The sequence below is a fragment of the Williamsoniiplasma lucivorax ATCC 49196 genome, assembly GCF_000518285.1.
Classification (GTDB): Bacteria; Bacillota_I; Bacilli_A; order Mycoplasmatales; family Mycoplasmataceae; genus Williamsoniiplasma; species Williamsoniiplasma lucivorax.
On record NZ_JADH01000018.1, the window covers coordinates 1 to 13,758 of the forward strand.

Below are 13,758 nucleotides of genomic sequence, written 5' to 3' on the forward strand. Positions count from 1 at the left end.
CAAGATCATACAATTCTTTACAACGGGAATAAGTATTTCATTTGTGAAAAATTCGAACCTTTATATATTATGGCCAAAACTAAAATTATGGTCATGGAAACAGTTAGTGGTCAGCTATACTGTTCGCACAATAATCGCATTTATTTTTTAAGATTAACTAATGATGAATTACTTTACCACAACAAGAAAACATTGCCACAAGATGTTTTTGAAAACACAAAAGTCCCAAAAATGCCAAGCCCTTGACATGCTTCAAACTTCATTTTTTTCAATAAACATTCAAAATTAAAAAGATTCCTCTAATTTTTTGATTTTACTGACATTTTCGCTTGTAAACTACACAAAATTCTTTTGATATTAATTGCTTTATTAGTTTTGTCATCAATTTCCACTAATAAAGCACCAAAACCAGCTTTATTGGTGGAAGGTTTAAATCTTGTTGGACGACCAGTTTTTTCTTTAAAAATCACTTCTTCAGGATTAACCCCAATAATTGAATCACGTGGTCCTGTCATTCCTAAATCTGTGATGTAAGCTGTTCCTTTGGGCAAAATACGTTCATCTGCAGTTTGGACATGGGTGTGTGTGCCAACAAAAGCGGTGATCATGCCATCATAATTTCAAGCAAAGGCTAATTTTTCAGCAGTTGCTTCAGCATGAAAATCAACTAATAAAATATCAAATTTGTTTTGATTTTCAGCTAAGAATTTATCCATTGTTTCATAAGGACTATTCACCTTGTCAGGCATAAAAGCAGTGCCTAATAAATTAACCACAGCAATTTTTTTCTTTTGAAAATTTTTAATCACAAAACCAGCACCGGGATTAAAGGAATTCATATTTAATGGACGTAATAAATCTGGAGTTGTTTTAATATAATTCACGACTTCATCGTTTTCAAAAATATGATTACCACTAGTAATCACATCCACCCCAATCCCTTTCAGTTCATTAAAGTGTTTTTGCGTAATCGAAATTCCATGAGTGACGTTTTCACCATTTACCACCACAAAATCAATATTTTCTTTGGAAACAATTTTTGGTAAATTTTGTTTCAACGACTCTCTTCCTGATGCTCCATAAACATCACCAATCATTAATACTTTCATCTTAATCTCCTTTTAGTTGCTGAATAAGTTGTTGCACTTCATCAATTTGGCTGTGCTCATGTGTCGCAATCACATGAGCAATATGTTTTTCTTTCTGATTAACTTTTAATTGCGTTTCAAAATTAGTGAGAATAGCAATGGTTTTTTTAATCGAATCATAAACTGCCGCTTTAGAAACACTAAATTCATCAGCAATTTCTTGCAGCGATCAATCTTCATCAATATATAATTCTAAATATTGCACTTGTTTAGTGGTTAATAGGTTTTTGTAAGTGATAAAGAGTTCTGAAATTTCTAAAGTTTTTTCAAGATTATTCACTAACTTGATCCTCATGACTCGCATCCATAAAACCAGCAACTAAACCATAAATATAATCTTCAACATTAAATTCCACAAGATCATCAACTTGTTCACCAATGCCAATCATTTTCACAGGAATACCTAACTGGTCTTTAATAGCCAAAGCAATCCCACCTTTACTAGTACCATCCATTTTAGTTAAAATGATTCCACTAACTTTTGTTACTGTACTAAATTCTTCAGCTTGAATGACACCATTTTGCCCAGTTGTTGCATCAATCACTAACAATACTTCTTGTGGAGCATGTTTATCAAATTTTTTGATTGTGTTGTGCATTTTTTCTAATTCTTTCATCAGATTCACTTTGTTATGAATTCTTCCGGCAGTATCAATTAAAACTAAATCAAATTTTTCAGCTTTAGCTTTTTGAATAGCATCAAAAATAACTGATGAAGGGTCTTGATGTGGTTTACCTTTGATTAAAATAATATTTTCATCTAAACGAGTAGTCACCCATTCTTCTAATTGTTCAACAGCACCAGCTCTAAAAGTATCTCCAGCAACAATCATCACTTTTTTGTCTAATTCAGCATAATAATTAGATAATTTAGCAAGTGATGTGGTTTTCCCAGTACCATTGACCCCAACAATCATAAAAATATTTAATTTACCATCAACATAATTCAGTTTAGTATCACCTTTATGTTTCACATCATAAAGGTGATATAATTCTTCAACTAATAGTTCTTTAACATTATCAAAAGAATCACTTTTTTTAACTTTCTTTTGAATGTTATTAGAAATGGTCATCACCATTTGCATTCCCATATCAGTTTTAATCAAGATTTCTTCTAAATCCATGAAAAAGTCACTATCAGCTTCTTTATATTTTTTTGATAGTTTTTTAATATCTTTAGAAAAAGTTAAAGAAGATTTTAAAAGTGCTTTTTCTGCTTTTTCTTTTTTACGAAGTTCTTTTTGTTTTAATTTCAGTTCTTTTTGTTTTTTTCTTAAATCAGCACGCGTTGGTTTGGCTTTCTCAGTATTATGAACAACTTTGCTTAATAAACCACCCATTTCAAAAGTTGAAGCAGGTGCATTATTATAATACGCCACTTCATGATTGGCAGCTTCAACAGATTCTGTTGGGTTATCAATTAAGTGAGCAAGGTGTTTTTCTTCATATTCTTCAATCGCAGAAGCTGAATCTGCTGTTAAATTATCTTGTTGAATACGCCCAGCCATTTTGTCATGACATTTTTCAATTAAATCAACTTCTTCTTGAAATTGATTAATCTGTTGTTCTACATCTTCTTTTTTAGCTTCTTTTTTAGCTTTTCAATTTGATCAAAATCCCATTTTTAAAACACCTCTTGTTTTTCTATTATTTATTTTACTCTAAAAAAGCAAAATAAAATAAGACCTAAAGGTCTTCTTTGTCTTCGTCTTCTTCTGAAACTTTAGCTGCATTCTGTAATTCTTCGAAACTTCCAGTTCGAATAAAAGTTAAAATTTCTTGAATATTGATTAAGTGATCAGCAGCTCTTTGTAAGTTTTTTAGCTCACGAATTTGTTCAAAGTAAACTAAAGCTTGCTCATCAGTTTTGGCATTTCTAATTTTATAAAATAGTCCTAAATTAAATTCATCAAATTTACTTTTTAGTTCTTTTTCCATTTCTAAAACAGCATTTTTTTGGTCAGCACCAAAACTATCAGCCAAAGAAGAAACCAAATCTAACATTTTAATTACCATTGTAAACATCACAGTAATCGCTTCAATATCTTCTTTTGATGGTGTGTATTTAACAAAATATTTACAAATATTTTTGGCATAGTCGGCAATAATTTCAATTTCACGAGCAATGGAAATCGAACCAATAGTTCTTCTTAAATCACGTGCAACCATGCGTTGTTTAACGATTTTTCATAATGCAATGTGGGTAAATGCATTAAGCATATCATTAATTTTTTGGTCATTGGCAATCGTTTTTTGAGCCAATTCTAAATCATCAGTTTGCACCACTTCAAAAGTTGATGCATACTGCAATTTAGTTTCATAAATCATTTCATAAATTAATCTCTTAATTTGTTCAATGTCTTTATCTAAAATTTTGTTGATTGACATAATTTAACCTCCTATGAAAATCTTCCTGAAATATAATCCTCTGTTAATTGATTTTTTGGATTAGTGAATAATTTTTTTGTGCGATCATATTCAACTAATTCACCATCATTGAAAAAGGCAGTCATTTCACTAATTCTTGTTGCTTGATCTAATGAGTGTGTCACCATCACAATTGAATATTCTTTTTTTAATTCAACAATTAATTCTTCAACTTTAATCGTTGCAATTGGATCAAGAGCTGATGTTGGTTCATCTAATAAGATAATTTTTGGTTTCATCGCAATCGCTCTTGCAATTGATAAACGTTGTTGTTGACCCCCACTCAAACCAAGCGCTGGAGAATTTAATTTATCTTCCACTTCTTTTCATAAAGCTGCTTTTTTTAAAGAATCTTCCACAATTTGGTTTAAAACATTTTTGTCTTTAATCCCTTGTGTTTTTGGTCCATAAGCAACATTTTCATAAATTGAAATTGGGAAGGGGGTTGGTTTTTGGAAAACCATCCCAACTTCAGTTCTTAGTTGGGTAACATCAGTTCCTGGAGCAAAAATGTTTTCCCCAAAAACGTTGATTTCACCTTCATAAAGTGCACCCTCAATCAAATCATTCATCCGATTAATTGACCTAATCAAAGTCGATTTACCACATCCAGAAGGACCAATAAAAGTTGTAATGGTATTTTCTTTAATTTTCATATTAATGTTTTTTAAAGCGTGAACCTTACCTTTATTATAATAGAAATTAAAATCTTTGATTTCGATAATATCTTCTCTCTTACTAATTGGTAAGCGTTTCTTTTTTTCTGAATCATTTTTAATTGTGTCTAACGATTTGGTCAGTTCGACTTTTGTTTCATCTAATTCTTTAATTGTTGCCATTAGTCTTCTCCTTTTTTAATTTTTTTGATGTGTGCTTTTCTTGTTCTTCAAGCATGGTGTTTGTGTTTAATGTTTTGTTTTGAAAATTTAAATTGCACAAATTTGATACGGTGTTTCATTGATGCGATCAAGTTATGTCAGACATTTTTAAATGAAAATGCCTTGCATCATTTAATCAGATTTCTAATCCCTTGGAAATGAATCGAATGTACTGATTGGGTAATTATCGATGACATTTTGGATGAGGCAAAGTTTAAAGTTAAAACTAAAACAATCGTTGTTAATGACATTAGATAAGCAATCGATTGCGCAGAACCAACTCCACCCCCAGCTGCTAACATATAAATTCCTGTAGTTAGGGTCGCTCCAGTTGATAAGAAACCTTCTGTTGGCATGCGAATTGCAGTTCCCAGTGTTAGATAAATTGGGGCTGATTCTCCAATGATTTTGGCCATCGACAAAATCACCGCAGTAATCAATCCTTCCATTGAGTTTGGTAAAGTGACTTTAAATAAAATTTTCGTACGGCTTAACCCAAGAGCAGCAGCTGCTTCTCTTTGTTCTTTAGGAACAGAAGTTAAAGCATCTTCAAAGTTAGAAATTAACATTGGTAAAACCACAATCGTCATCGTGAGCGCTGCTGCTAAAACAGAAAATGGGAGTTTTAAAAGCACAATGAAAATCGATAATCCAAAAATCCCAAAAATAATTGATGGAGTTGAGGCAAATAAATTAATAATAAATCTAAATGATTTAGTTAGCATGCTTGATTTTCTTGAATATTCAGCAAGATAAATGGCTGTTGCTAATCCTAATGGGATTGCAAAAAGTAAAGTGGCTGCAATTAATAAAATTGTTGTTAATAAAGCAGCAATAATACCACCTTGATCATTAATGGTCACAAAAGAATTACCATATTGCAATCCACTTAAACCACGAACAGTGACAGCTCCAATAATTCAGAACGTAAAAGCAATAATAATGACAGTTGATGTTCACATGAATAAAAGCATTAATGATGAATAAATATTTTTAAAAATTTTATTTGAAGAATAAAATTTGACAAAACTAGTTAGTTGATAATCATCATAACGTTTAGAAATACTTAAAGGTTTCACTTTGTTAGCGGCTGCTAATTTTTCTTCATGTTTAATTTTACGATTAATTTTAAAAGTATCAAAATTAGAAAGCATTAGAATTGAGATATTAATAATAAACACTAAGAAGAAGAGCACTAGTCCAATCGCATATAATGCGGATTGATGAGTATCATTAGAAGCTTCTAAAATTTCAATACCGATTGTTCCAGCTAGTGTGCGAATTGAAGAGAATAAAAATCCACTTAGTCCATGTTGAGTATCAAACCCACCAACAGAATTTCCAGCAATCATCATAATTGCCATTGTTTCCCCAATAACTTTACTCATTCCCATAATCACAGCAGAAATAATTTTAGTGCTTGCACTTTTACGAATAATGCCAAATGTGGTTAATTCTTTGTTCACCCCAAGTGATAAAGCAGCAAAGCGATAAGTATCTGGTACTGATTGCAAAGCATTATAACTCAAGGAAATCATTGTTGGAATAGCCATAAAAGTCATTGTTAAAACAGCAACCATTAAATTGTCATTACTTGGTGCTCCTAACATCCTACATAATCACCCAATTTGTTCACGAGCAAATAACCCAAAGACAATTGATGGTACTCCAGCTAGCAATTTAACAATAGTCATTACTGTTTTTTGCATTCTGCGACTTAAATATTCAGAAATAAATAAAGTTGAAAAAAGTGTAATCGGTACGGCAAATGCCATGGTTAGTGTTAATAAAACTAAGGTCATAACGATAATCATCCCGATACCATATGACGGAGTTTTGGCACTTGGATCTCAATTAGTATTAAAAATGAAGTTTAAAAACCCTGATTCTTGAAAAATGTTAGTTGATTTAAAAATGACAAAAGTAATCAAAATTAAGAGTGCAAAAATCACAATGATAGTTAATAAATAAACAAATGCTTTGACACCACGTTCAGAATTAGATGTTTTAACTCTTGGCATATTTCTAATAGAAGGAAGTGTTTGAAAATCACTATTTTTATTTTTGAATTTAAACATGACTAACCTCCTCTTTAAATAGTTCTGCTGTTTGTTGAGCTAAAGGACGGTCTAATCCTTCTTCTTTAAAGGCTGCTACTAAACTAGGATCAGTTGCTAGTCAGAATAAGAAATCAACAATTTTTTTCAATTTTTTTTCATCTTTATTCCCTTTAAAAACAGCATTAAATGGACGTGTTAGTGGGTATTTAGCTAAATCAGTATTCACATCTGGTGAAGAGTCGGTTGTGTTAGGATTAAACATCTCATTTTTTCCAGCTGTAGCGATTGTGACACTTTTTAAATGACTGAAACCACTTTCTTTTAAATGTTGAGCATAACTTTGAGACATATATCCAATTGAACCAACTGATTTATCAATTTGATAAAAAATTGAACCATTATTTGAATAGACATTATTAGCTTTACCGATTTTAATACCCATTGCAGTTTCAAATGAACTACGAGTTCCTGAACCCGGATCCATTGTATAACTTTCAATTGGAGCTTGGCTAACTTGGCTAACTTTGCTTTGTAATTTTGTATCTTCTGGATGTTTATTAGCAATTGCTTGTGCTAATTGTCTTCAGGTTCATCTTGTATCAGTTTTTAAGGCAGCAAAAATTGGTTGAATCACCTCTTGTGGGGTTAAATTTTTTGATATGTCCATTTTTGGTTGTTGGTCAATTTGGGCTTTAGTTTTTGCTTGTGGTTCAATTTCCACCACAAATTTGTCTTGGAAATCTTTATCAAAACTAGCAGGTGGGTAATAAACTAAGACAATTGCATCTATGGCAAATGTTAATTTATGGTATGAGTGTTTTGAACTTTTAACTTTGGTTAAATATTTTTCACTCGACATTTGCGGATCAAATTTCTCACTCGTTCAATATGTATTATCATTATCAAAATCTTGTTCAGGTTGCTCTGGTCCATCTTTTAATTTACGTGATAAAAAACCAATGTCATAAACATCTTTTAACATATCATTCATTCCAGCTTGACTACCAGTTGAAGAAAAGATTAATGTTTGTTCTTTGGCTTTTTTATATTTTCCGGTAGCGCGTTGCAAAATTAGATCAACACTTGCTGAACCACCAATCGTTAAATAATCTCTACTCATAGCTAATGTTCATACTCAAAGTCCGAGCATTAGCGCAATCATCGCAATAAGAATCAGGCGTATTTTTTTCGTCATGTGCTTGAATCGTTCTCCTGTTTTGATTTGTTATAAATCATATAAATTATAACAAAAATATCATTAATTAATTAACCTACATCGCTGTAGGTTAATTTTTTATATTTCCTCTTCGACTAATTTTTTAGCATCAATTAGTTTTATTTTAACTATTTTTGTAATTCCCTTGGTTTCCATAGTGACCCCAAATAGGACGTCCACATTTTCCATAGTTCCTTCACGGTGAGTCACAATAATAAATTGTGTTTCACCAGTAAAGTGTTTAATGTATTTAGCAAAACGTTCCACGTTTGCTGGATCTAATGGTGCTTCTGCCTCATCTAAAATAACTAATGGCAATGGGCGTGCTTTTAAGATTGAGAATAAAACTGATAAGGCAACCAGTGATTTTTCTCCTCCCGAAAGCAAGTTTAAATTAGAAATTTTCTTCCCTGGTGGGTTAACTTGAATATCAATTCCTGTTTCTAAAATATTGTCTGGTTCAGTATAAATTAATCTGGCTGTTCCTCCTCCAAACAATCTTCTGAAAGCTTCTGGAAGTGCTTCATTGACATCATCAACCACTTTTTTGAATTGAGTTTCCATGGCAATATCAATATCATGAATAATTGATTCTAATTTTTCGACAGCTTCACGAATTTCTTTAGTTTGGGCTAAATAATAATCATGGCGTTCTTTTTCAGCCTCATATTCAGCAATTGATTCCATATTAACATTACCTAAATCACGTAAATCAGCTGTTAATTGCAGAATATGTTCACGAACTTCGGCTTCATTGTCAAACTTAACCTCTTCCATCGCCATGGCAGCTTCAGCTGTCATGCCGTAGTTTTCAGCCAAACGACGTAATGCTTCCGTGTTGCGCACATGAATGACATTTAATTCAGCTGTCACAGCTGCTAATTCATCTTTTAATTCATTCAACTCTTTACGTTTCACACTATTTTGTTGATTTAATTCTTTTTGACGATCAGCATATTTATTCTTGCTTGTCGATAAAGTGTTGATTTCAATTTGAATGTTATCTCTTTCAAGTTCAAGTTTAGCAATTTCTTTTGCAAATTTAATTGATTCTAATTCTCCACCATGAGCTTTATCATTGGGATTTAATGATTTACCAGTAATGATCCGGTAATCTTCACTTAAACCTCTTAATTGGTTATTTAGTTGGTTAAAATTATCAACTGAAACACGCATATTTGACTCTAAAGTGTTGATGTCATCACGAGCTTTATCACGTTCATTTTTAATTTCGTTAATTTCTTGATTTTTTTCTAATTCAGATTGCTCATATCTTTGAATTAATTTGGCATTGTCTTCTAAATTGTGTTCTGAACGTTGGCTTTGGGTAAAAATATTTTGGTTTTTATTGTTCCCCCCCATGATCGCTCCATGAGGTAAAATTCTGTCTCCATCCATAGTCACAATATTGAATTTATAATTAATAGTTTTAGCCAAAGCCACAGCTGAATCATAGTTATTGACAACAATAATTGTTCCTAGTGCATAATCTAAGGCTTTTCGGTATTCCTCTTGAATATTGACTAAATCGTTACCAAAACCAACAAAGCCTGGTTGTTGTGAAATAGCTATTCTTTGTGGTCCTTGGATGACAGAAGGATTTAAAGCATTTAATGGTAAAAATGTTGCTTTTCCTGCTTGATTCTTTTGCAAGAATTCAATAGCACGTTTAACATCATCAGTTGTTTTCATCACAACTGAATTCATTGTTCCGACAGCTACCACACTAATTGCTAATTGGTATTTTTCTTGAACTTGCACCAAACTCATTAAAGTTCCGATAACTCCCCCAATGACATTAGCATGACTAACCACGGCCTTACTTCCGGCATATGGACCACCAAAAGTATTAGAACTTTGTTGTTTTTCTAAACTTTGTTTTTCAACGGTTAATCTCATCGCATTACGACGAATGGTTTCAATTTCAGCATATAATTGCTCAAATTTATTTGATAAATAATCATATTTTTCTCTAATTTCAGTCAAACGATTATTTCATTGAGCCTGTTTTTCTTTTTCACTTTGTAAATTAATGCTTTTTTCATCAAATTCTTTTTTAATTTGTTTAGCTTTAATTTCATCAGCATGAGCATTTTTATTTTGGTTGTTTTCACGATTTTCAGCATCATTTTTTTTGACTTTTAAATCAGAAATACGTTGCACCAAGTCATTGAATTTAGTGTTTAATTCAACCATGCTTTTTTCAGATGTACTAGTTTCATTCACCATATCTGAAAATTCTTGTTCTGAAAAGTTAATTTCATTAGATAATCCTTTAACTTTTTCAGTTAAATCATCTCTTTGAACTCTTAACTGCTCAATTTTAGTTTTAAAAAACTTCACATCACGAGAAAGAATGGCGACTTCATATTTTTGTAATTCTTCAATTTTTTCTTTGTAAGTCAATGCTTTACGAGATTGTTTTTCTAAGTTTGGTAATCTTCTGGCAATTTCAGTCAAGATATCTTCTAAACGGTTTAAATTTTCCATGGTTTTGATTAACTTGGCTGTGGTTTCACGTTTGCGTTTTTTATATTTAGCAACTCCGGCAGCTTCATCAAAAATTTCTCTTCGAGCTTCGGGTTTTGCTTCAGCAAAAGTCGAAATTGTTCCTTGAGAAATAATCGCAATACTTGATTTAGTTAATCCTGTTTCTAAAGCAGCATCTTGAATGTCACGCATTTTCACACGTTCATCATTGATATAAAAATCACTTTCACGGGTTTTCTTATTAAATTTTCTGGTGACTTCAACAACATCGGCATCAATTGTTGAAAAAACACGATTTGAGTTATCAAAAACTAATGTAACTTGCGCTACATCTAATGCAGGTCGGTCACTGCTTCCTGAAAAAACAACATCATCCAAGCTTCCACCACGTAATGATTTCGCTGATTGCTCACCTAACGCCCAACGAATTGCGTCAGTAATATTGGATTTACCTGAACCATTTGGTCCAACTACCCCAATCATATCATGGCTAAAATCCAAAACCGTTGGATCAGCAAATGATTTAAATCCATGTGCACGGATTTGTTTTAAAAATGCCATTTTCTCTCCTCTAACATAAAAAACTATATTGCCTTTAAATTATATCAAAATACCACAAAATAACAAAAAAATAGAACTTATCGAATCCCACATTTTGTTTATCTTAATTTCAATTTTGAAAGTGAATCTTTAGCTGCTTTTTGTTCAGCTTGTTGTTTGGAAAAACCAACACCAGTACCTAATTTTTGATTTTCTAAATAAACTGAAATTGTATATTCAATTTTTGACTCAGCTTCATTGTGATTTTCACTATCAACAATGTATGTTAAGTCGGTTCTTTTGCTTGCTTGCAATAATTCTTGTAGTTCTGATTTGTAGTCTTTAGTTTTTTCTAAAAATTCTTCACTATTCATAAATTTGAAGAGTGTTTTGCGTAATCAATTTAAAGTGACTTCTTCACCTTGATCTAAATAAATTGCAGCAGTGAATGACTCAAAAACATCCGATAAAATCGAATCTTTATCATATCCTTTTGAATCATATTCACCTTGTCCTAAACGGATGTAATTACCAAGTTTAATCTTTCTTGCCACTAGTGCTAAAGATTCTTCGCGGACAACATTGGAACGTGATTTGGTTAAAACTCCTTCTTTAAGTTTAGGAAAATTGTGAAAATAATATAAACTCACATACATTTGCAACAATGAGTCGCCCAAAAATTCTAATCTTTGGTATGTATATTTTAAATGTTTTTCATTGGAATAAGAGTTATGTGTCAGTGCTTCATCAAAGAGACGACGATTGTTAATTTTGATGTCATATTGCAGTAAAAATTCATCTAATGTCATCTTATTGAATTCCCATTTCTTTTTTCATTTTGACTAGCACATCATTTTTAACAGCATCATAAGTCATTCTTAATGTTGAAACAAAACCTTGAATATCATTTGAACCATGAGATTTAAAAACAATTCCATTAGCCCCAATTAAAATAGCTCCAGCGTGATCTTTATAATCAAATTTTCTTTTAACTTCTTTGAACACACCTCTCATTAATAGTGCCCCCATTTTAGCTACAAAACTTTTCATAACAGTTGCTTTAATTGTTGTTAAGAGTAATTTAGAAGTTCCTTCCATTGCTTTTAAAGCAATGTTTCCAGAAAATCCATCAGTTACCATAATATCAACCACTCCAGTTAACATTTCACGAGATTCAATATAACCTTTGTAATTTAAACTCTTATCAGCTGTTAATAATTTTCAAGCATCTTTTTGTAGATCTTTACCTTTACCTTCTTCAGTTCCGACATTTAATAAACCAACTTCTGGACTTTTGACACCAAGCACAGCCTTAGAATAAGTTGTCGCTAATTTAGCATAATTATATAAGTCTTCAGCACTATTATCATTGTTCGCTCCGGCATCTAAAAATAAAGTGACCTTACCTTCAACAGCAGTTGGAAATGTTGGCATAAATCCAGGTCTTGTAATGCCTGGTAATTCACCTAAAATAAAGTGTGAACCAGCTAAAAAGGCACCTGAATTACCCCCAGTTAACATTCCGTGAACTTGCTTATCTTTGACTAACTCCAAGGCTCGCACTAATGATGCATCTTTTTTTCTTTTGACATCAAAAATTGAACCATGCATATCAATTACTTCAGTTGTTGAAAAAATTTCATATTGACTAGGATCAACATTTTTTTCTTCTTTCAGCACACTTTCAATTTGAGTTTTGTCCCCGACAAAAACAATCATTAAATCTTTTTTATTTTTTAAAAATTCCAAGGCAGATTCAACTGCAATTTTAGGTCCCAAGTCAGAACCCATCACATCAAAAGCTATTTTGTACATATTTTTCTCCATTCATTTAAAAATATTATATATCTTTATTGCTAAATAAAAAAAATAATAAAACTGCAGTTTTATAAATTAAAATTGGAAGTGCAACACTTCTAACAAAATGCTTCGTATAGTTGTTGAGCTGAATTGTAGTTCAATAATTTACGGGGCATTTTGTTTATTTGATCTAAGATACTATTAATATTATCATTTTCCAGTTTCTCAAAACTGGTTTTTTTCGGAAGTGCTCTACGTAATAATCCATTAAAGTTTTCGTTACTTCCTTTTTCACAAGAGGCATACGTGTTGCAAGCGTAAAGAGAAGCATTAATTTCCTTAGTTACTTCGTGTAATAAATTGAATTCCAGCCCATTATCTTTGGTGATACTTTTGATTTTAATTGATTCTTTTTTAATTAGTTCTCTTAGTTTTTCGTTAGTATATTTCATGGTTTTATTTTCTAATTTAATTGCAAAAGCCATTCTGGTCATTCTTTCGACTAATGTTAAGATGGATTTGCTTTTTCCAGCTCCTACCACTAAATCTATTTCGTAATGTCCAAACTCACTTCGATCATTAATGTGTTTTGGTCTGTATGTAATTGGAATGACTTCCATTTTTGACAATTCATATAAATAACGCTTATATTTATTGGTTTTTTTGAATCAATATCTTGGTCTTAGTAAGTGTTTGGGTTCAATTTTTATCGCTTTAGAATGAATTCAATTGTAGACAGTTTGAGTTGTTGGAGTTTTGATTCCCAATTGTTTAGCTTTGAAAACACAAACATCAATTCCATTAAATTTGGGTTCAAAATTTGCATATAAAAAATTCAAAAAATCTGGGAATTTATCCATTTTCGCAAGGTGTAATTTTTGCATATTCACACCAGTTGTAAATTGTGCGTCATTAGCAATATATAATGGTGTGGCTAAATTCTTTTTTAACTCTCTAGAAATTGTAGATTTGTTTCTCCCCAATTCTTTGGCTATATATGTTATTGATTTATTTAATTTGTGTAAATATTCAATAATAGTACGTTCTTTGAACGATAATTGTTTATAATTTTTCATGTGAATAATCCCTTGCTTGCTTTAATCAGTTTGAAGGGTTATTCACTTTTTATTTGCATAAAAAGAAGTGCACCCTATGAGAACATTGTCTCACAAGTGTTGCACTTCCATTTTTAATTCATA

At 31.5% G+C, this 13,758-nt stretch carries 11 protein-coding genes and 1 pseudogene; 1 reads left to right on the forward strand and 11 read right to left on the reverse strand.

The annotated features are described in order from the left end of the window. Positions 1-303: pseudogene (locus tag P695_RS06195) on the forward strand (ISNCY family transposase); the annotation flags it as partial. On the opposite strand, the gene P695_RS05645 reads toward P695_RS06195, so the two are convergent. From P695_RS05645 to P695_RS05650, 11 genes are all read right to left on the reverse strand, one after another. Continuing rightward, positions 300-1,109: a TIGR00282 family metallophosphoesterase gene (locus tag P695_RS05645; protein ID WP_051437393.1), complete on the reverse strand. Its 810-nt coding sequence runs from the start codon at positions 1,107-1,109 to the stop codon at positions 300-302. The pseudogene P695_RS06195 and the gene P695_RS05645 overlap by 4 nt on opposite strands. A gap of 1 nt (position 1,110) precedes the next feature. Continuing rightward, entirely contained in the window at positions 1,111-1,437 is a 327-nt protein-coding gene (ylxM, locus tag P695_RS0104415; protein ID WP_028127030.1) for a YlxM family DNA-binding protein, read from the reverse strand. Continuing rightward, complete coding sequence (gene ftsY / locus P695_RS0104420; RefSeq protein ID WP_028127031.1) at positions 1,421-2,770, reverse strand: signal recognition particle-docking protein FtsY; 1,350 nt, start codon at positions 2,768-2,770, stop codon at positions 1,421-1,423. The genes ylxM and ftsY overlap by 17 nt, the downstream gene beginning before the upstream one ends. Positions 2,771-2,834: 64 nt before the next feature. Beyond that, positions 2,835-3,536 (reverse strand): PhoU domain-containing protein, encoded by a 702-nt coding sequence (locus tag P695_RS0104425; RefSeq protein WP_028127032.1) that lies wholly within the window; start codon positions 3,534-3,536, stop codon positions 2,835-2,837. A gap of 11 nt (positions 3,537-3,547) precedes the next feature. Then, positions 3,548-4,414: a phosphate ABC transporter ATP-binding protein PstB gene (gene pstB, locus P695_RS0104430; RefSeq protein WP_084331619.1), complete on the reverse strand. Its 867-nt coding sequence runs from the start codon at positions 4,412-4,414 to the stop codon at positions 3,548-3,550. Further along, entirely contained in the window at positions 4,414-6,531 is a 2,118-nt protein-coding gene (gene pstA / locus P695_RS0104435; RefSeq protein ID WP_035026556.1) for a phosphate ABC transporter permease PstA, read from the reverse strand. Before pstA ends, pstB begins: the two co-directional genes overlap by 1 nt. After that, a complete protein-coding gene (gene ptsS, locus P695_RS0104440; protein WP_028127035.1) occupies positions 6,524-7,708 on the reverse strand; it encodes a phosphate ABC transporter substrate-binding protein in 1,185 nt (394 codons plus the stop codon). The genes pstA and ptsS overlap by 8 nt, the downstream gene beginning before the upstream one ends. Before the next feature lie 99 nt (positions 7,709-7,807). Next, positions 7,808-10,780: an AAA family ATPase gene (locus P695_RS0104445; protein WP_028127036.1), complete on the reverse strand. Its 2,973-nt coding sequence runs from the start codon at positions 10,778-10,780 to the stop codon at positions 7,808-7,810. A 98-nt stretch (positions 10,781-10,878) separates the two neighbouring features. Then, positions 10,879-11,568, reverse strand: a complete 690-nt coding sequence (gene rnc, locus P695_RS0104450; protein WP_028127037.1) for a ribonuclease III — start codon at positions 11,566-11,568, stop codon at positions 10,879-10,881. Position 11,569: 1 nt separating this feature from the next. Beyond that, positions 11,570-12,574: a phosphate acyltransferase PlsX gene (gene plsX / locus P695_RS0104455; RefSeq protein WP_028127038.1), complete on the reverse strand. Its 1,005-nt coding sequence runs from the start codon at positions 12,572-12,574 to the stop codon at positions 11,570-11,572. Positions 12,575-12,675: 101 nt separating this feature from the next. Beyond that, positions 12,676-13,635 (reverse strand): IS30 family transposase, encoded by a 960-nt coding sequence (locus P695_RS05650; RefSeq protein ID WP_051437394.1) that lies wholly within the window; start codon positions 13,633-13,635, stop codon positions 12,676-12,678. Positions 13,636-13,758 lie beyond the last annotated feature (123 nt).